Raw genomic sequence first — 19,587 nt, forward strand, 5'->3', positions numbered from 1 at the left:
CATCAAATGTTGTTATATTTACTTTAGCAATCATCAGTCCTCCTTGTCAAAAAAATCATCCATCGGGTTTTTAATTTTATCTATGGCTTGCCTGGAGATATGAGTATATATCTCGGTTGTTTTAGAGTTATTATGTCCCAATAATACCTGTATATATCTAAGGTCAGTTCCCTGTTCAAGCAAGTGAGTGGCAAAACTATGCCGTAGCATATGCGGTGTAACCTGTTTTCTAATTCCTGCCTTTTGCGGGCGATGCAGCTCATAGTACTGTTTTTCCCCTCCCAGTATTTTTTCGTAGTAAAATTTAATGGCATTTATCCGTTGGTTCTGCTGGCTAGTTGAGATTTGCTGTTTCCTTATCAATCTCAATATATAACTGTTTATTTGTTCTTTTGTAAGATGATCAATGTTTACCCCATCAAAGTAATTGACAAAATCCCTAAAATAGTGACAATATATACGCTCTGTATTCGGGCTATACCTTTTTTGAATAAGCAAATCTTTATATTGTTTTAAAACATCTGTCATGGCATTCGTTCTATCTTGTTGCTTTACCTAGCTCCCAAATGTTATATAACAAATTTAAAAAAATTAGTTAATCAAAATGTTTAATTACCAATACTTTTTTTAAGATTCTTAGCTTTGGGGTGATGAGACCCGGCTTTTCAGGAACATGAAGGAGTAAACCCTTCCCTTGCCGTTCTTAATGGTTAAGCGCTGTCTATACTTCACGGGAGTAGGGCAAAGGATGGGGCGCTTAACACAAGGATAAAGGCCTGTCACTGGCAGGGTACGAAACTGCTTCAGCGAGCGTTCGCCTGGGGTGGATACGAGGAGTTGCTTTGGGGGCTTGAAAGCCTATACCATAACCGCTGATAAGGGAAAGGATTTTGCTGAGCACCAAAGGTCATCGTGCGATTATGACGTTATCTCTTTGTAAGCTCCTACCACTCGGAGAGGGGGAAGCTAACAAAATGCTTTCAGCCCGATTCGGCTATCCTTCCCTAAAAAATGCTCCTTTGAGAATATCTCCGAGGAAAAGGCTCAATGGGTTCAGCACTTCCTTAGCAACAGGACCAATGAAACGTTTAGGATTTTTTGACATCTGCCTAGATAATGGATAAAATTTTTTTGATAGTAGGTTGCGTTTGCTGCTTAAATGTACGCTTGGGCTTAAGGCTAATCCTGCTTTTTTTCTCCATGCTAATATTTAGATAAACACAACGAATTGTGTGAAAATTGCATGTAAAAAATAAACCTTACCTAACGGTAAGGCTTTGCTTTTTTTTGAGCGGGAAACGGGACTCGAACCCGCGACCCTCAGCTTGGGAAGCTGATGTTCTACCAGCTGAACTATTCCCGCTTAATTTCATCGCAAATTTATAATTTTTCAGCTCAAATTAAGTTATCGGTTTAAAAAATATTTAATGGGTCCAGTATTGAGGTGATAACCTCCTTTGTCGTTTGGTTTGAAGCTGCGTTGTTCAACGATATCACAGGGACTTTCGCCTCATTAATAATGTGATGGGCAAAGGCCCCAACGTAGTTATCGAATTTGGCTGTTTCTTTGTGGGTCATAATTATTATCGAGTCGCAATTAACTTCGTCGCAGTACTCTAGGATTTCCTGGTAGGCAAGATCCTCATCTTTCTTTATGAGCTTCTTGGTATGGGGAATGTGATTTTCGGAATAAATCTTTGAGTACTTCTCCATCTTTTCATTAATACGACTCTTTTCTGGATCGATACCGCCAAATACAACAGAAACAAGGTTAAGCTTCGAGTCGAACTTTAGGGCAAATGCTACAGAGTTGAAAAGTTTTATTCGGCAGTTCTTGGTAAGGTCAAGGGGAACAAGCATGTTCTTAAAAATGGTATCGGGCACACATTTTACTGTTATAACTGGCTGAGATGCCGTCATAATAACGTTTTCAAGTGTTGACCCAATCCTTTTGCCTTCCTGGGCAAAGGGGTAGTTATCAACCATTAGAATGTAACGAGCGTTGGAGTCGTTAGCATATTCAACTATTCGTTGATGTCGTTTGCCGGTTAGCACTTTTAGCTCAGTGCTCTCCGGTAGGTTAAATTGCCTTGAGACCTTTATAAGCTTATTAAAAGCCTCATTAATCAGCTTTTCCTCCTTAATATCATCGAGCCACCAATCCTTGATATCGAGCACATGAACCAGATGGATGGTTAAGTTGGTTATGGGGGCCAGCTTTAAAGCAAACTCTATGGCTTTTTCATAGTAGTCCCCAAAATCAACAGGGACTAATATAGTCCCTTTGTTTTTATTCTTGTTCATCTTAATCCTTTAGTTTTGCGGAGATGAATTCCCTATTTAACTTGGCAATGGTGCTTATTGATATTCCCTTAGGGCACTCGGCTTCACAGGCTCTTGTATTGGTACAGCTGCCAAAGCCCAGCTCATCCATTTTAGCTACCATCCTCTTAACGCGTTCTGGGGCTTCAACCCTACCTTGCGGGAATTGGGCCAGGTGGGTAATCTTGGCAGCAACAAAAAGCATGGCTGAGGCGTTTTTGCATGCCGCTACACATGCGCCACAACCAATACACGAGGCGGTGTCGAAAGCAACATCGGCGTTGTGCTTGGGAACAGGAATTGCATTAGCATCTTGCGCAGCACCTGCATTAACGCTTATGTAGCCTCCAGCTTGGATAATCTTATCGAAAGCCGAACGGTCAACCACCAAATCCTTCACAACAGGGAAGGCTGCTGCACGCCACGGCTCAATGGTAATGGTTTCGCCATCCTTAAACCTTCGTAACCGCAGTTCGCAAGTTGTAGTACGATGGTCGTTACCGTGTGGCCTACCATTAATGTATATGCCACACGAGCCGCAAATCCCTTCGCGGCAGTCGTGGTCAAAAGCCACAGGGCTTTTACCTTCCTTTATTAGCTTTTGGTTAAGCGCATCGAGCATTTCGAGAAACGACATATCGGGGGCAACATTATCGAGCTCATAAATCTCAAATTTCCCTTTACTACGCGAATCTTTTTGTCGCCATATTTTAAGTTTAACCTTCATTTTTCTCTGATTTAATTGATTTTTGAACTACTTGTAGCTGCGTTCTTGTAGTTTGACGTATTCAAATTTCAGCTCCTCTTTGTGAAGGATGGGTTCATTGCCATCGCCGGCAAACTCCCAGGCCGCAACATAGGCAAAGTTTTGGTCGTCGCGTTTTGCTTCGCCGGTTTCGGTTTGGCTTTCTTCGCGGAAGTGAGCGCCACAGCTCTCGCGTCGGTTAAGCGCATCGTAAACCAAAAGCTTTCCAAGCTCAAGGAAATCGGCAATGCGGTTTGCCTTTTCCAACTCTTGGTTCATTTCGTTGGCAGTGTCGGGGACTTTAAGGTTTTTCCAGAATTCCTCTTTTAGCTCGTCGAGCAAGCCAAGCGCTTTCTTTAGCCCTTCCTCGTTGCGGACCATTCCGCAGTAGTCCCACATTATTTTACCCAATCGCTTATGGAAGCTGGTAGCAGTTTCGGTTCCGTTAATCGACATGAGGCGGTCAATTCTTTCCTTTACCTCTTTCTCAGCAGCATCGAACTCAGGTGTATTGGTTGGTATTTTTGGTGTTCGAATATCATCGGCCAGATAATCAGAAATGGTGTAGGGTAGGATAAAGTAACCATCGCCAGAGGTTTGCATTAGGGAGCTTGCTCCCAACCGGTTTGCTCCATGGTCGCTAAAGTTAGCTTCGCCAATTGCGTAAAGCCCAGGGATGGTTGTCATGAGGTTGTAGTCAACCCAAAGGCCACCCATGGTATAGTGCCCAGCAGGGTATATACGCATAGGAACTTCGTAAGGCGATTCACCAGTTATCTTCTCATACATTTCAAAGAGGTTGCCATAGCTATCCTCTATGTACTTTCTTCCCTTTTTCTGGATGGCATCTCTGAAATCGAGATAAACCGATAAACCTGTAGGACCAACGCCATAACCTGCATCGCAGCGTTCTTTGGCAGCCCTTGATGCAACATCACGCGGAACAAGGTTTCCAAAGGCAGGATAGCGTCGTTCGAGGTAGTAGTCTCTTTCCTCTTCGGGTATCTCGTTGGGTTTGCGGGTATCACCTTTCTTTTTAGGCACCCAAACCCTACCATCGTTCCTTAACGATTCCGACATTAGGGTTAGCTTGCATTGATGGTCGTTTAGTACAGGAATACTTGTTGGATGTATTTGAACAAAGCTAGGATTTGCAAAAAGGGCCCCACGTTTATGTGCGCGCCATGCTGCCGAACCGTTTGAATTTAGAGCTAGGGTTGATAGGTAGTAAATTGTTCCATAACCACCAGTTGCCAGAACAACAGCGTGAGCCGAGTGACGCTCAATTTCCCCGGTAACCAGGTTTCGTGCAATTATCCCACGTGCCTTCCCATCGATAACAACCAGGTCCATCATTTCTCTACGGGGATACATGGTTACAGTCCCTTTATCTATTTGACGCGAGAGGGCGGAGTATGCACCAATAAGGCATTGTTGTCCTGTTTGTCCCTTAGCGTAGAAAGTTCGTGACACCTGCACACCCCCAAACGACCTATTTTCAATTAGACCGCCATAGTCGCGGGCAAATGGGACACCCAATGCGGTATAATGGTCAATCACAAGGTTACTTACTTCGGCAGCCCTGTAAACATTTGCTTCCCTGGCTCTAAAATCACCACCCTTAAGCATGTCGTAGAATAGGCGATAAACGCTATCGTTATCGTTTTTATAATTTTTTGCAGCGTTGATACCGCCCTGTGCAGCCACGGAGTGGGCCCGTCGAGGGCTATCCTGGTAGCAGAAAACCTTTACATTGTAGCCTAACTCGCCCAGAGTTGAGGCAGCTGAAGCACCTGCGAGGCCAGTTCCTACTACTATTATATCAAGTTTGCGACGGTTTGCTGGGTTTACAAGTCTTAATTTTGCTTTATGGTTTGTCCATTTATCGGCCAATGGGCCGTCGGGTATTTTTGCATCTAACTTGCTCATCATAATATCGTTTTTAATTCAACCTAATTGAACTACTTAAAAATTAAAAAGTATAGCGGAATAATACTGAAACCTAACCCAATTATTATAGCATAAATGTATGCTATAACCTCAAGTCGTTTTAACCATTTTGTGCCATTCCATCCCAGTGTTTGAAATGCAGACCAGAATCCGTGGCTAAGGTGAAACCCTAAAAAGATGGCACCCAATACGTAAAGTAAGTCGTACCACCAATATGAAATAAAAAGCCCAGCCACAAGGGCATAGGTGTTGTGCATGGTTTCAGTTCCGTAAGTTATGGTATCCACTGTACCAAACTTTATTTTCCAAAAGAAGTTTGCCAGGTGGATAACCAAAAAAATAAGTATGGTTGCTCCAAGAATGTACATGTTTTTTGATGACCAGCTAGAAACTCCATTTGATGCCGACTTGCTATATCCAATTGGGCGCGTTTTACGATTCTTAATAGTGAGGTATGTGGCATAAATGATATGAAAAACAAATCCAATAGCTAAGAGCGGCTCAATTATTTTAATGGCTGGATTGGTAGCCATAAAGTGAGCGGCACGATTAAAAACTTCACCATCTCCTACTAGTAGCATTAAGTTCACAGTGAGATGAACCAGTAGAAAGAGCATAAGAAAAACTCCTGTAATGCTCATTATTAGTTTTTTACCAATTGATGAGTTGAATATTTCAATCATAGTTTTAGGGGTTTAATTTGCGAATACAAGTTATAATTTTCTGTTGATACTGCATAAGAAACTTACTGAATCTTTCATGTAATTTCTATATGATTAAATTAGTTTTTAAAAATGAAATAGATAGATAAAACTGGTTGGTTTAATTTGATGGATGTTAGGTATGGCAAGCGTATTTGCTTAGGCCGTTTTTTGGTATATGTTAGTTTTGATTAAACATTGGATTTTTAAACAAAACAAATTTGCTATTTGTTGAATAACAATAAAATAGGGCTTCTCCTATTGGAAAAACCCTTGTAATATCATATCATTCAAGAGATAAAGATATCTCTTGTCAACATTATTTTTACTTATGCTATGCTATGTTTTCTACAGAATTCGTTGCAACATCGCTATATGCGGGGCATGCTTTTTTCTGGCAAGAGCTGGCAAGAATAGCGACAAATGCAAGAAGTAATAGAATAGTTGCTGTTCTTTTTGTTTTCATAACGTATATAGTTTAAAATTATCTATAAACTGGACAAGGCACATTATTATGGCACGAAACTAATATAATTGCTATAACTACTATTGCAATGAGTAGTATAACTTGTTTTTTCCCCATCCTTTTCATTCCTAACATATATAACAATTTTTAAACCGAAATGTTGCAAGGAATAAATATTTTGCAATTTACTAAAATTATTTTGACGAAATGACATTAACAGTTGGTCTATGTGGATTTTTTTTTGACTATCGAAAGTGCCTTTCTGGTTGGACAAACTTAAACATTTTTAATTCTTATTTTAATTTGGTGATACTGAGCAATAATAATTTATTGAGAAAATTACACAGAAATTAATATCTTCATAAGTTGTAAATTGATTCTCACATGGCCGATAATTCAATATATGTTGATGTTATATTGCCCTTAGCTCTACCAGGCACATTTACTTATAGAATACCCAATGAGCTTGCAAGTGATATAAGCGTTGGGGTGCGTGTATTGGTTCCTTTTGGGAAAAGAAAGTTGTACTCAGCACTAGTTTACAATATCCATTCTAATCAACCAAGTGGGTACATGGTTAAGGATGTAATTCAGCTAATCGATGATAGTCCCATTGTTTTAAAGTCGCAGATTAAGTTATGGGGTTGGATTTCAACTTACTATATGTGTACCTTGGGGGAGGTTATGAAAGCAGCTCTTCCTTCGGGTCTAAAAATGGAGAGCGATACCATTGTTACGGCTGGTGAGGTTGACGGTTTTGATTTAACCGACGAGGAGGTTACTCTGCTTCATCTTTTAGAGCAAAAGAAAAAGTTAACCATACAGCAGCTTGCTCAAAAGTCTGGGTTAAAAAATACAATGAAGGTTATAAAGTCAATGTTAGAAAGGAACCTACTGTATGTTAATGAGGAGGTTGAAAGCGGCTTTAAACCTAAAACAGAAACTTTTATTAGGTTATCGGAAGAGTATTCCAATGAGGAGAAGTTGTGCCAACTTATTGATTCCCTAAACCGAGCTCCAGCCCAACAACGGGTTATTCTTGCGATTGCAGCCCAAAATACTAAATCTGAAAATTATAATCCTGTTTCAATTTCTCGTAAGGCGCTGCTAAATAAGGTTGGTGTTTCGGCAAGCGTTTTAAAGAGTCTTATTGATAAAGGCATTGTAATACAAGAATACGAAGCGGTTTCAAGGCTAGATGAGGATAAGAGTGCTGATGCTCTTAAACAACCATTCCAGCTTGAGGATTTTCAGGTTAAAGCACTAGATGAGATTAACGAAAAGTTTTTTGAGAAAGATGTAGTTCTGCTCCATGGTGTTACCTCTAGTGGAAAAACTGAAATATACATTCATCTTATAAATGATGCAATAAAAAAGGGTAAACAGGTTCTTTATCTTTTACCTGAAATTGCGTTAACCACACAAATCATAACAAGGCTTCGCAAAGTTTTTGGGAATAGGGTGGGGGTATATCACTCAAAGTTTTCAGATAATGAGCGCGTTGAGGTTTATCTTAACATGTTAAGCGATGATAAATCGTACGATGTAATTCTAGGTGTTCGGTCTTCAATTTTTCTTCCTTTTAGGAAACTTGGGTTAATTATTGTTGACGAGGAACACGAGAACACATTTAAACAGTACAATCCGGCTCCTCGTTATCATGCTCGTGACTTATCGGTTGTGTTAGCTCAGATGTTGGGAGCAAAGGTTTTGCTTGGAACTGCTACGCCGTCGGTAGAGTCATATTATAATGCAAAGATTGGTAAGTATGGGATTGTGAAAATTACCGAACGATATAGCGGGCTGCAATTGCCTAATACATTGGTGGTTGATACGCGGGATGCACGGAAGCGAAAAAAGATGAAATCACATTTCTCTGAAACCCTTTTAAATGCCATTGAGGATGCACTTTCAAGAAAAGAGCAGGTAATACTTTTCCAGAATCGACGTGGCTATTCGCCGTTTGTTGAGTGCGACGATTGTGGTTGGGTACCCCATTGCGAGCATTGCGACGTTACTTTAACCTACCATAAGTATACAAACCAGCTTACATGCCATTATTGTGGGTATGCCATTGAGCAACCGAACGCTTGTTTAGCCTGTGGAAGCGCCAATCTTAAGCCTAAAGGGTTCGGAACAGAAAAGGTTGAGGATGAATTGCAAATATTTTTCCCGGATGCTGTTATTGAGAGAATTGACTTAGATTCTACTCGCTCACGTGCAGCTTACGAAAAAGTGATAACAGGATTTGAACTAGGCAAGATTGATATTCTTGTTGGCACACAAATGGTTACAAAGGGGCTCGATTTTGACCGCGTGAGTTTAGTGGGCATCCTAAATGCTGATAACATGTTAAATTTCCCCGACTTCAGGGCATCTGAGCGTAGCTTCCAGCTGATGACCCAAGTGAGTGGACGTGCAGGCCGAAAGGAGAAGCAGGGTTTCGTTATTATCCAAACATCTCAACCCGATAATCCTGTTATTGAGCATGTTGTAAAGCAGAATACAAATTCGTTCTTGGAGTGGCAACTAACAGAGCGAAATCAGTTTCGTTATCCACCCTTTTATAGGCTGATAAGAATCACGCTTAAACATAAGGATAGAAATCGGTTGTACGATGGTGCAAATGCATTGACAGTAACACTCCGTCATGTGCTAGGTGAAAATGTATTAGGCCCTGAACCTCCGCTAATTCCTCGCATTCAAAACCAGTATATCCTTGAATTGCTTGTTAAGCTGAAGAGGGATAAAAATATAGTAAGGATTAAGGAGTTTATAGGACGTAGCATACTAATGATGAAGCAAAATAAGGAAACCGCTTCAATTAATATCTCTATTGATGTTGATCCCTACTAGAATATTATAGGTAGTCGGATTTAGATTCCTTGTAACCAATAAATGGAGCAACAGCTCTGTTATATATGCCTTGAACATATGCTATTGCCATTCCATAGTTTGTGACAGGAATGCCAGCCTCTACAGCAGGACGTAACCTGTTAATAATTTGTTTTCGGGTAATCATGCAGCCACCGCATTGTATAACAAGTGAATAATCTTTAATGTCGCGGGGTAATTGGTCAAGACCTGCAACAACATCATATTCGAGTTGCTTGCCAGTAAAGTTTGAAATCCACCGGGGTATTTTTACTCTTCCTATATCGTCGCACGATACATGGTGGTTGCAGCTTTCGAGTAATAGAATCCTGTCGCCATCTTTAAGCTCCGAAATTTTTGGTGTTCCTTTTAGGTAATTATCAAAATCGCCTTTAAATCGTGCAAGTAGGATGCTAAAGCTTGTTAGTGGTATATCTCGGGGAATGGAGGCATCTGCTTTAACAAATATCTGGCTATCGGTTACTGCTAGTGCTGGTTTAACATGAGTTTTTCGGAGAAATGCATCTACTTCTCTTTCTTTTAGAACAACAGCAACCGCATCGTTATCGAGCACATCGCGAATGGCTTGTACTTGCGGAAGTATTAGTCTGCCGGCTGGTGCTTCTACATCAATAGGTGTAATAAGCAAAACGATGTCGCCATACGATATTAAATCGCCTAGTAGAGTTGGTGTTCTATATGATGACTCTGGTATGGCCTTTTTTATAAGAGCAATGAGCTCTTCAGGGTATTTTTTTATTTTACAGCTTATATCAAGAAATCCTTTATGGTTTAAATCTTTTAGCTGGTTTTTAAGGGCTTCAGATGCAGGTTCAATATCGTTTTTGTTATGGACAATTATAAAAGGTGTGTCGGTTTTTTTGAATTTATCAACCAACATCTTTTCATAGCTATCCCATTGGTTTGCTGATAGAACAAGAATAGCAAGGTCGATTTGATTTATTGCATGTAAGGTTTTTTCAATTCTTTTTTCCCCAAGCTCACCCTCGTCATCAATACCTGCAGTGTCAATAAGGATAACTGGGCCAAAACCAGTTATTTCAAATGATTTTTTAACGGGGTCGGTTGTTGTCCCTGCATAATCGGAAACAATTGCAACATCTTGTCCTGCCAAAAGGTTGATTAGAGAACTTTTCCCATTATTCCTTCTGCCAAAGATACCAATATGTGGTTTTGACTCTTTTCCTTTTTGCATGTTTGTAATATTTTGAGATACTGCAAAGTTAACCTATCTGAACAATGAATGTTCAAGTTAGCAGTCATCTAATATTTAATAAGTTCAAATTTACTGGGCAAAGAAGTATTCGTTAAGGTCGTATAGGTCGTTAAGGGTGAGATTATTTTTACCATCAAAGAAATCGTTAATGGCATTGGTTAACTCTTGGAATGAGATGTAGCCGTCGGAATCGGTATCAACAGGTTTAAGTTTTTCAGGAATTTTGCCTGGTGTAATAGTAAGACTTCTAGACCAAACATGGGTTACAGGAATTAGTTTAACCTGTTTGCGCGAAACCGCCTCGCTTTTTTTATTAAACATGGCTGCTAGAACATCGGCACTAACCTGAACGCCGTTGTCGTCAACAATTGCACCTTCTGGTGTGTTTGGTTCATTATCCATGTAGTCAAATACTCCATCAAAGTCTGTGTCAAATGGGCATCCAACAGAGTCAACTTCAACACCTTCTGGCGTATCGGGGCATTCATCAAAATTATCAAAAACCTTATCGTTATCTTGGTCGCTCCAGAAGATATCGTAGTCATAGTTTTCGCCAAGCATAGCAAATACACGTTCAACAAGAATTGTTTTGGGGTCGGAGAATAGGTCGAAATTCATGGTAAAGTATGTAAACATGAAGATGTCGTTATAATCGTTTTGAACGGGATATCCTTGTGCTTTAGCTATGTTGTTGTCGTAGTTGTCAATTCTGTCGGAAAAGCAATAGTTAATTGCAGAGCCTACACGGAGATTTACACGGTCGGATAGATAAAAATCTAAACCAAAGTCGAAAGGAATGGAGAAGGTTTGCTGAGATATACTTCCCTGCTTGAATAGGTCGGTACTTGATAGGTCGGTTTCATAGTCGCTGTCAAACCTAATTATTCTTGCCCTATACGCGTTGATACTATTTTCAGGGAAATCTCTCATGGTTCCATCGGACCAGAAAAAGTAATATCTACCCGTTTGGTTGTAAGTATAATTCCCTTTAGGGCTGTAAAAAATAGTTGAGAAGCCTAAAGAAACAAATGGTCTGAAGCGTTTTAATGAGCCAAATACGTGACCAAAATTATATTCTAATGAGATTCCAAGCTGGAAAAGGTTAGTTTTAAAAGCTGAGTTGACAAAAACGGGATTATTCAGATCATCAAGGGGTAAGGGGCTTTGTTGCATAGTATATGATAGCTTGGGATCGTGGGCTGATATTCCACCAAGAATGGAGAAAATATTTGTTTTAAAGTTATGCTTTTTCCCAACAAGAATAGAGATATTTATTTTTCCGGCAGTATTTCCATACAGTGGCGATGATATTGGTTCTTTAACATCTCCAAAAAAGCTAATGTACCCAGCTCCTAATGAAATTACTGGTTTATAAACAGGATTTTGTACTTCAACAATTGTATCAAGTATACTTTCATAAAAATCTTCATCATCAAGCTGAGCATAAAGTGTAAAGGGAAGCATTAGCATTAGAGCTAGCGCTAACGCTTTCTTTTTGAGTCGATATAAAAAAGGTTTGCTCATAAAATTACCTATACCACTTTTGGTTTGTTATCATTAGTGCTTCTTGCACTGTAATACGTTTCCCGTTATTATAGGCTGTTACAAATGCGTCGTTAATTTTGGTAGTGTTCCAAATAAATATTCTGAAATCGCGGGCTTCCTTGTACTCTTTGAAGGACCCAATTGAATATTTGTACCACCCCTCATGCTTCTCGGTACGAACATCATAGTTGATGTTGTATCGTTTAAAGTAACGCTTAATGTTAATTGGTTTATGTCCTGCAGCTATCTGAACCCTATAGTAAACACCTTTTTCTGGCATGAGCATAAAGGGTTGCATGTTAAATTCAGGTTTCACCTTACGCTTTGGTTTATCTTCAATTTTTTTGTATTGGATGGGGATTTCAATGCCACCCTCGGAGTAGTCTTGAGTGAAACCACTTATAATATTAGCTCCTGCAGTAGAACTTGACGATGCAATGATTCCATCCAATACGGCAGGATCGATATTTGAGAGATCAACGTCTTTTTGGATTATGTCAATAACTCTTGTTGCATCGCCAATTAGATAGGAGAACGTTCCTTTGATGCTTACCTTAATTTCTCCGTTCCCGTCGGGAGGTATAAGCTTATATGATACAACAAAACGGGGATCTGCAGGTAGGTTCATCCATAAAAATTTAACTTTTTGGTCTTTAAAGGAGAATGCAGCATCTCTTGTTTCTATTGGTTCTGCTGTAAAACCCTCGGGAACTTCTTCTTCAATTTTGGCAAATTTTTGTGCGCTACCTCTATTGACAAGCAATTTTACCATGTAGTCGTTCATCTCACCAGTAGGAATTGGTGTTTGACGAATACACTTTACGTTGCTAGCCATAAAGCCAACAGGTGGTTGAGGGGGAATGACATTTTGAAACTCGTTAATATCAACTATTAAGTTGGGGTCAATTTTGTCGGAAGGGTTTATTGTTATTTTTGATGATTCAAAGTTTGCAGTCTTTCTCTCGTTATTATCAATGTAAGAGAATGTTCCTTTTAATGAGAAAGATCCTTTAAGCCTTTCATCAACCTTAATTCTATAAACTAAACGCAATTGTTTTTCATCAGGCAGTTTTAGCCATAAGAAACGAACCTTTTGCTCTTCGAAGGAGAAATCACCAAGCGATGATTCAACTAGTTTTGCTGTCAAACCGTAAGGTAATTCTTGCTGTAAGCGTGCAAAACCAGAAAGGTCACCTTTTTTGAGTACAACCTCTACATCGAATTCACTTCCAGCGTTTACGGTAGAAGGAACATTTAAATTAAATGCCACATCGCTTCCCAAAAGAAAGCTTAAAAGGGTAACGCCTATTAGGTTATAAAATGCTGTAACGATACTATGCATCGTAAAAGGCAATGATTTAGGTTCACACTACAGGTTAATTAATTACAATATTAAGAAATAAAATCATAAAATGTAATAAAAAAGCGTAAAAATCATACAGTTTATATCGTTATAGAATTAAACGGCATTAAAGCATTTGGGCTAATAGGCAGATAAACAATCAAATAGCTAGCTGAATCTATTTATAAGAAAAGGTGCTTCCGCCTAGAAACTCTCTTAAAATTGATGTTGGAGGAATCTCATCAATTTGAATTGGAGTGAAGTAACTCAGGAATTTAAGTAAACGTTTTGCTTCGTCGTATTCCGCCACATTGGGTGGAACTTCTTGAAGGATAGGTTCAGCAAATCGCTTGAGAGCGCAGAACTCGTAAAGCATGGCAGAGTTAAACATCTCGTCGGCTTCTTCTTGGAACGGGAAAATGTTTTTATCCTCACCACGGCGAACACTTTCCCACCTGCCTATAGTTTCTAGGGCGCTATATCCTCTATACTTGTAATCTCGAACAATACGTCTGATTAGCCTATTGTCGGTGGTAGGAATGCGATTAATACCATCGATTGATATTGAGGTTAGGGCCGATACGTATATTTTAAATTTCTGGTCATTCGGTATAAGATGAGTTAACTCAGGGTTTAAGGCGTGTATACCTTCAATAATGATTACGCCATTGGGCTCAATCTTTAGCTTAGTTCCGTCAAAGAATCTTTTACCTTGTTCAAAAGAGAACTTTGGAATCTCAACCTCTTCGCCATTAAGAAGCCGAATCAAATCATTATTAAAGTAATCAACATCAAGCGCTCCAAGTGCTTCAAAATCGTAATTACCATCTTCATCTTTTGGAGTTTTCTCCCTATCAACAAAGTAGTTGTCTAGTGAAATGGTATGGGGTTTCATGCCATTTACTTTTAGCTGTATAGCCAACCTTTTTGCAAAGGTGGTTTTGCCAGATGAAGATGGTCCGGAAATTAATATCAGTTTAACCGGATTCTTTTGCTGATGAATCTTATCGGCTATATAGGCAACTTTTTTTTCGTGTAATGCTTCTGATATTTTTATAAGCTCACTAGCGTTACCTTTTTTAATTTGTTCGTTGATTGCGCCAATATTCTCAACATCAAGTATTTCAACCCAATCCTTGTATTCTTGGAATATTTCAAACATCTTATCCTGTATCACAAGATCCTCCACCTCATCGGGCTGAAAACGTTTTGGGACCCTTAGAAGCATACCGTCGTAATACTTAACAAGATCAAAAACTTTTAAGTAGCCTGTTGAGGGAACGAGACTTCCAAAAAAATAATCTACCATATCGCCTAAGTGGTAAACAGAAGTATAAAGCGTTGGACGAGTCTCAAAAAGCTTTGCTTTGTCGTGGTAACCTAACTCTTTAAATAGCTTGATTGCATCAACTGTGAGTACTTTATCGCGACGAAATGGTAAATCGGCAGCAACAATCTCGCGCATGCGATCATTAATGTTGAAAATGAGTGGCAGCTCAATGGGTTGCTCGCATCTGTCTATTTCGCAGTAAAAACCTCTTGAAACCGAGTGTTCGATTCTCACTTTAGCGCCAGGAATGATATCTCTTACCGCTTTTTGAAGTAGGAAGAATAGCGAACGCTGATACATTCGCATCCCCGCATAGTGAGTGATATCGATAAATCGAATTGTTTTTGGTGTGTAAACTTCGTAATCCAGCTCCTTGAGCTGGTTATTTACCATGGCGCCAAGTATTTGATGGTTGAGTTTTATGTCAAAAATTTCAGAAATTTCATGTAAGGATAAACCTGGAGATATGTGTACCTTTTTCCCCGTGTTTTGAATTACTATTTCAACTTCTTTTCTCATGGTTCTGATAGTTTTTAGAAAGTAAAATTAGCTAAAGTGAAAGATTTTCGGTATAAGAGTCTAATATGGAAGCGAAAGGTTTTATTTCGTTATTAACAAGCTGCTTAATTATGTCGAGTTTAGCGCTAGAGTAGAAATCTATTCTGGTTTGAGTAGAGAGTTGGTTGCATAGCAGGTTATTTGATTTTGCTACTCTATATGCTTGTGCAGCAACTGCTGGTGCAGGGTTTACTATGTTGATAGTATCGGGAATAATTTTCTTTAATGTGGGAATAAGGAAAGGGTAGTGGGTGCATCCAAGCACCAGATGGTCAATATCGCAGTCAATCATCGAGTCCACATAACGGTGTAACAGTTCCTCTGCCTCAGGGGAGTTTGCTTTACCAGTCTCAACTAATTCTACAAGCCCTTCGCCAACCTGATAGCATACATTTACGTTAGAGGCGTATTTTTTACTAGTTTCTATATACAATCTTCCTTTGAATGTTCCTGCTGTAGCTAATACTCCTATGCTTTTGGTTTTGGTATTTAATGATGCTGGTTTTATGGCTGGTTCCATGCCTATAAAGGGAATGCTATAGTTGGAACGCAAATAGTCAATAGAAGCGGCTGTTGCAGTATTACAAGCTACAACTATAAGCTTAGCGCCTTTAGATATTAAAAGTTTAGTAATGTTATCGGAAAGTTTGATTATTTTATCAGCTGGTTTCGAGCCGTAAGGGCAGTGAAGGGTATCGGCAAAATATACAAATCGTTCATTCGGCATTTTCTTTACTAGCTCGGAAAGGACTGAAAGTCCTCCAGCACCAGAATCAAAAATTCCAATAGGGTTACAGTTGCTTTTAATCATTACAATTAATGATATTAAAAAAATGGGGTTAACGAACAACGTTCAGTTAACCCCTAAGTTGCAAAAAATTATTTGATTATTCTTTTATTCCCAGCTCTTTTTTTACTAAAGGTGTGATATCAATACTTTTATCGGAGAAGTATAAAAGGACACCAGAACTAGTATCGAAAATATATGTAAATCCATTCTCTTTAGCCACTTTTTTGATAGCAGCATCAGCTTTATCAATTACAGGTTTCATGGTCTCAGCCTGGAAACGTTGATAATCTTGCTCTGCTACTTGCTGATACTCTTGAGCTCTTTGTTGCATATCAGAAAGTTCCTTTTCTTTCATTTCCCTGATAGCATCGGTAAAAGTGTTACGCTTTTGTAGGTAGTCTTGGTATTTCTTATTGAACTCTACCTGAAGCTGCTCAATTTGCTCCTGAAGCGACTCGGCATATTTCTTAATTTTTGCCTCTGCGCTATCTTTATCGGGCATGGCATTGAGTAGTTCTTGACTATTAATATGGCCAAACTTGTAGTTTTGTGCATTTAAACTGCTATAACCTAATGTTAAAGTCGCAATTATTACTAATGTTAAAATTTTTCTCATTGTGTAGATTTTTAAGTTACTAAGCAAAATTATAAAAATTATTTGAATCCCAATCGTTGGAGTACTTCATCGCTTTTATCGTATCGAGGGTTGGTATAAATCATGTTTGGTGAAGCAGCAGCGTCGAATATTACCGCATATCCACCCTCTACAGCAATTTCTTTAATTGCATTAAAAACTTGATCTTGAATTGGCTTAACAAGTTCTTCTCTTTTCTTGAAAAGCATTCCTTCCCTTCCAAAATACTTCATTTGAAGTTCCTTTACTTTTCTTTCAGCAGCAATAATATCATCTTCTCTTTTTTGTTTCATTTCTTCGGTTAGAAGTACTTTTTCAGTTTGGTAGTCCTTGTACATTTTATCTACTTCGGCATACTTTTCTTCAATTTCTTTTTGGTACTGTGCCGATAACTTATCCAATTGTTCTTGCGCAGCTTTATACGATGGAATTTTGTTAAGGATGTATTCGGTATCCACATAGGCAAACTTTTGGGCCCATGCATTCATCCCAATTAAAGTAACCAGTGTAAGCAAAATAGTTTTTTTCATTTTAATTCTCTTTTTGCGTTTATCACTTCAATAATTATGCCTGTTTTAAAAAACTAATTTTAGTAATTAAAATGGCATTCCAATTATAAAGTGGAATTGCCCTTTATGAGCATCGGGTCTTGATTTTATTTCGTCAAAACCATATCCCCAGTCAACACCTAACATTCCAAGCATTGGGAGGAAGAACCTTGCACCAATACCAGCAGAGCGGTGAACGTTGAATGGGTTAAAGTCGCCTGCATTCTCCCAGGCATTACCAGCCTCGAGGAAGGTTAGCAAGTAAATAGCAGCTTGGGGCTTTAGGGAGATTGGGTAACGAAGCTCTACTGTATACTTGTTGTATAGGTGAGCGTTACCTACTAGGTTACCATTTACTTTCACGTATGGGGTTAGAGATCCATTCTGATAACCTCTTAAACCAATTGTTTCTTTTCCGTAAAGGTTATAACCCGACATACCATCGCCACCTACATCAAACCCTTCAAAAGGAGAATGACCTAAATCTTTATTGAAGTATCCCATAATCCCAAACTGGAAGTTTGTGTAAAGAACAAGGTTTTCAATCAAAGGGGTATACCATTGAATGCGTCCTGTCCATTTATGGTACTCAATCCATTTGTACTTTTCTGAATCGGTCATGGGTTTTGAGTAATCCTTACCATTAAACAGGGAGTATGGAGGTGTAATCTGAAGCGAGAAGGAAATGTTGGAACCTGTACGTGGATAAATCACCTGGTCGGTTGAGTTTCGGCCTAGCGTGATTTTATAGCTTAAGTTGTTTGATTGACCATCGGTAAAGATAAAGTATCCAGACCAGTTGCTTAGGGTGTAGTTTTGAATACTCACCTCGTTGTAAAGAGTAAAATAATCGTCGGGCCATTTTAAACGAGTACCAATCCCAACTGAAGCACCTGTTACTCTGAAGTATTTATCGCTGGTTTGGTAGAAGTAGCTAACTCCACCCGATTGTATAGTTCTGTAGACCGAAAAAGAAAAGTTAGTTGGTTTGTGACCTCCCAACCAAGGCTCAGTAAACGAGAGGCTAAAAGCTTTGTAGTATGTTCCATTGGTTGATGCACGAATCGATAGCGATTGGCTATCGCCAGATGGAACTGGGCGCCAAGCATCTTTCTCGAAAATTCGACGGACGGAAAAGTTCGAAAAGCGAATACCTATTGTTCCAACAAACATTTTATTACCCCAGCCACCTGAAACTTCAAGTTGGTCGTTTGCTTTTTCCTCAACAGAGTATTTTAGGTCAACAGTACCGTCGGCTTGGTTGGGGATAGGGTCTATACCAAGTTTTTCAGGGTCAAAATGCCCCATTTGGCCAAGTTCTCGTAATGTACGAGTGATTTCGGATTTACTAAAAAGATATCCAGGTTTAGACCATATCTCACGGCGAATCACATGTTCGTTGGTTTTTGTGTTACCAACTATTATTACTCTGTTGACGGTTGCCTGATCGCCCTCATAAATCCTCATTTCTAAATCTACAGAATCATTCTCTATTTTTGCTTCAACTGGTTCTAGTTGGAAAAAGAGGTAACCATCGTCCATGTATAGAGTAGAAATAGAATTCTCATCGGTAAAGAGCCTTTTCTCAAGTAAACTTCTATCGTAAACATCACCCTTTTTCATTCCCAGAACGGCTGTTAGGGCCTCTGCAGGTAATTTAGTGTTTCCAATCCATTCTATATTACGAATGTGATATTGTGGTCCCTCATGAATTTTGAAATGAATTCCTATTCGTTTTTCGTTTATGGTGTATATGGAGTCATCAAGTATTTTGAAATCGCGATAACCATTCTCGTTGTAAAACGAAACCAGGTTATCCATACTCTCTTCATAGTCTGCTTCAACAAACTTTGCTGATTTGAAAATATTTAAGTCGCGTCGATGTATCTTTTTAAGCGCACGACGGAGACGACTTTCGCTAAATGCTTTGTTCCCATCAAACGTAATCTCACCTATTTTGACCTTAATGTTTTTGTTAATGTTGAAAGTTAACTTTATTCCGTTATCGATAACAGTATCAGGTTCTTGAACTGTTGCAACCTCCACATTTAAGAAACCCTTCGCACGGTAATGCTTTTTAATAATGTTGATACTATTTTCAAGAGTTGCCTGGGTAAGCTGTAGTCCTCGCCTTAGTTTGAGCTTTTCTTTAAGATCATCGGCCTCACCTTTTCTAACCCCATTAAAATTAATGGAAGTTAATCGGGGTTGCTCTTTAAGAAAAACATCAAGATAGATATCTGAGCCTTCAATTTTTTTTGCTCTTATATCAACTTCAGAGAAAAGGCCTTGTTTCCATAGTTTTTTAACAGCGTTAGTTACTTTATCTCCTGGGATTTGGATGGTATCTCCAACGCTTATTTCTGTCATAGAGATAATTACGTCGGGGTTCAAAAATTTAACTCCCGATACTGTAATTTCTTTAACGCAATATTTTTGTGGAATTTCGTAGCTGATTTTTTGTTGCTGTGCAATAGCCGATACTCCTAATAATAAGCCAAATGCTAAAAGCTTAACTTTCATCATATTTAAAAACATCATTTTT

15 protein-coding genes and 1 tRNA gene are annotated in these 19,587 nt (G+C 39.0%); 1 reads left to right on the plus strand and 15 read right to left on the minus strand.

The window, feature by feature from the left end; genetic code table 11:
- Positions 1–33: 33 nt before the first annotated feature.
- From FHG85_RS01500 to FHG85_RS13310, 7 genes are all read right to left on the minus strand, one after another.
- Complete coding sequence (locus FHG85_RS01500; protein WP_173072510.1) at positions 34–528, minus strand: site-specific integrase; 495 nt, start codon at positions 526–528, stop codon at positions 34–36.
- Positions 529–1,290: 762 nt separating this feature from the next.
- Positions 1,291–1,363: transfer RNA gene (locus tag FHG85_RS01505), tRNA-Gly, on the minus strand.
- Between the two features lie 50 nt (positions 1,364–1,413).
- Entirely contained in the window at positions 1,414–2,304 is an 891-nt protein-coding gene (locus FHG85_RS01510) for a universal stress protein (protein WP_173072511.1), read from the minus strand.
- Position 2,305: 1 nt separating this feature from the next.
- Complete coding sequence (locus FHG85_RS01515; RefSeq protein WP_173072512.1) at positions 2,306–3,049, minus strand: succinate dehydrogenase/fumarate reductase iron-sulfur subunit; 744 nt, start codon at positions 3,047–3,049, stop codon at positions 2,306–2,308.
- 27 nt (positions 3,050–3,076) lie between these two features.
- Positions 3,077–4,999, minus strand: a complete 1,923-nt coding sequence (locus FHG85_RS01520) for a fumarate reductase/succinate dehydrogenase flavoprotein subunit (RefSeq protein ID WP_246249249.1) — start codon at positions 4,997–4,999, stop codon at positions 3,077–3,079.
- A gap of 29 nt (positions 5,000–5,028) precedes the next feature.
- Positions 5,029–5,700, minus strand: coding sequence for a succinate dehydrogenase cytochrome b subunit (locus FHG85_RS01525; RefSeq protein ID WP_173072513.1), 672 nt, complete (start codon positions 5,698–5,700; stop codon positions 5,029–5,031).
- Positions 5,701–6,052: 352 nt separating this feature from the next.
- Positions 6,053–6,184, minus strand: a complete 132-nt coding sequence (locus FHG85_RS13310) for a hypothetical protein (protein ID WP_262886947.1) — start codon at positions 6,182–6,184, stop codon at positions 6,053–6,055.
- 384 nt (positions 6,185–6,568) lie between these two features.
- Here FHG85_RS13310 and priA point away from each other — a divergent pair, with 384 nt between their 5' ends.
- Positions 6,569–9,040, plus strand: coding sequence for a replication restart helicase PriA (gene priA / locus FHG85_RS01530; protein ID WP_173072514.1), 2,472 nt, complete (start codon positions 6,569–6,571; stop codon positions 9,038–9,040).
- A 4-nt stretch (positions 9,041–9,044) separates the two neighbouring features.
- On the opposite strand, the gene hydF is transcribed toward priA, so the two are convergent.
- The 8 genes from hydF to bamA all read right to left on the minus strand — a co-directional run bounded on the left by hydF (position 9,045) and on the right by bamA (position 19,568).
- Positions 9,045–10,274, minus strand: coding sequence for a [FeFe] hydrogenase H-cluster maturation GTPase HydF (gene hydF, locus FHG85_RS01535; protein ID WP_173072515.1), 1,230 nt, complete (start codon positions 10,272–10,274; stop codon positions 9,045–9,047).
- Between the two features lie 90 nt (positions 10,275–10,364).
- Positions 10,365–11,819: a hypothetical protein gene (locus FHG85_RS01540; protein ID WP_173072516.1), complete on the minus strand. Its 1,455-nt coding sequence runs from the start codon at positions 11,817–11,819 to the stop codon at positions 10,365–10,367.
- 4 nt (positions 11,820–11,823) lie between these two features.
- Positions 11,824–13,182, minus strand: a complete 1,359-nt coding sequence (locus FHG85_RS01545) for an SPOR domain-containing protein (RefSeq protein WP_173072517.1) — start codon at positions 13,180–13,182, stop codon at positions 11,824–11,826.
- A 178-nt stretch (positions 13,183–13,360) separates the two neighbouring features.
- Complete coding sequence (locus FHG85_RS01550; protein ID WP_173072518.1) at positions 13,361–15,031, minus strand: nucleoside kinase; 1,671 nt, start codon at positions 15,029–15,031, stop codon at positions 13,361–13,363.
- A 31-nt stretch (positions 15,032–15,062) separates the two neighbouring features.
- Positions 15,063–15,881: a glutamate racemase gene (gene murI, locus FHG85_RS01555; protein WP_173072519.1), complete on the minus strand. Its 819-nt coding sequence runs from the start codon at positions 15,879–15,881 to the stop codon at positions 15,063–15,065.
- A gap of 76 nt (positions 15,882–15,957) precedes the next feature.
- Entirely contained in the window at positions 15,958–16,476 is a 519-nt protein-coding gene (locus FHG85_RS01560) for an OmpH family outer membrane protein (protein ID WP_173072520.1), read from the minus strand.
- A gap of 38 nt (positions 16,477–16,514) precedes the next feature.
- Entirely contained in the window at positions 16,515–17,024 is a 510-nt protein-coding gene (locus tag FHG85_RS01565) for an OmpH family outer membrane protein (protein ID WP_173072521.1), read from the minus strand.
- A gap of 66 nt (positions 17,025–17,090) precedes the next feature.
- Positions 17,091–19,568 carry an outer membrane protein assembly factor BamA gene (gene bamA, locus FHG85_RS01570; protein ID WP_173072522.1) on the minus strand — a complete coding sequence of 826 codons (2,478 nt, stop codon included), beginning with the start codon at positions 19,566–19,568 and terminating at the stop codon, positions 17,091–17,093.
- Between the last annotated feature and the right edge of the window lie 19 nt (positions 19,569–19,587).

Origin of the sequence: Tenuifilum thalassicum (assembly GCF_013265555.1) — a bacterium.
GTDB lineage: Bacteria > Bacteroidota > Bacteroidia > Bacteroidales > Tenuifilaceae > Tenuifilum > Tenuifilum thalassicum.

Bases quoted from the DNA above. Each gene is read 5' to 3' on its own strand.
- bamA (WP_173072522.1), bottom strand. From the start codon at position 19,568: ATGATGAAAGTTAAGCTTTTAGCATTTGGCTTATTATTAGGAGTATCG.
- priA (WP_173072514.1), top strand. From the start codon at position 6,569: ATGGCCGATAATTCAATATATGTTGATGTTATATTGCCCTTAGCTCTA.
- FHG85_RS01500 (WP_173072510.1), bottom strand. From the start codon at position 528: ATGACAGATGTTTTAAAACAATATAAAGATTTGCTTATTCAAAAAAGG.
- hydF (WP_173072515.1), bottom strand. From the start codon at position 10,274: ATGCAAAAAGGAAAAGAGTCAAAACCACATATTGGTATCTTTGGCAGA.
- FHG85_RS01560 (WP_173072520.1), bottom strand. From the start codon at position 16,476: ATGAGAAAAATTTTAACATTAGTAATAATTGCGACTTTAACATTAGGT.
- FHG85_RS01520 (WP_246249249.1), bottom strand. From the start codon at position 4,999: ATGATGAGCAAGTTAGATGCAAAAATACCCGACGGCCCATTGGCCGAT.
- FHG85_RS01540 (WP_173072516.1), bottom strand. From the start codon at position 11,819: ATGAGCAAACCTTTTTTATATCGACTCAAAAAGAAAGCGTTAGCGCTA.
- FHG85_RS01565 (WP_173072521.1), bottom strand. From the start codon at position 17,024: ATGAAAAAAACTATTTTGCTTACACTGGTTACTTTAATTGGGATGAAT.
- FHG85_RS01550 (WP_173072518.1), bottom strand. From the start codon at position 15,031: ATGAGAAAAGAAGTTGAAATAGTAATTCAAAACACGGGGAAAAAGGTA.
- FHG85_RS01525 (WP_173072513.1), bottom strand. From the start codon at position 5,700: ATGATTGAAATATTCAACTCATCAATTGGTAAAAAACTAATAATGAGC.
- FHG85_RS01510 (WP_173072511.1), bottom strand. From the start codon at position 2,304: ATGAACAAGAATAAAAACAAAGGGACTATATTAGTCCCTGTTGATTTT.
- FHG85_RS13310 (WP_262886947.1), bottom strand. From the start codon at position 6,184: ATGAAAACAAAAAGAACAGCAACTATTCTATTACTTCTTGCATTTGTC.
- FHG85_RS01515 (WP_173072512.1), bottom strand. From the start codon at position 3,049: ATGAAGGTTAAACTTAAAATATGGCGACAAAAAGATTCGCGTAGTAAA.
- murI (WP_173072519.1), bottom strand. From the start codon at position 15,881: ATGATTAAAAGCAACTGTAACCCTATTGGAATTTTTGATTCTGGTGCT.
- FHG85_RS01545 (WP_173072517.1), bottom strand. From the start codon at position 13,182: ATGCATAGTATCGTTACAGCATTTTATAACCTAATAGGCGTTACCCTT.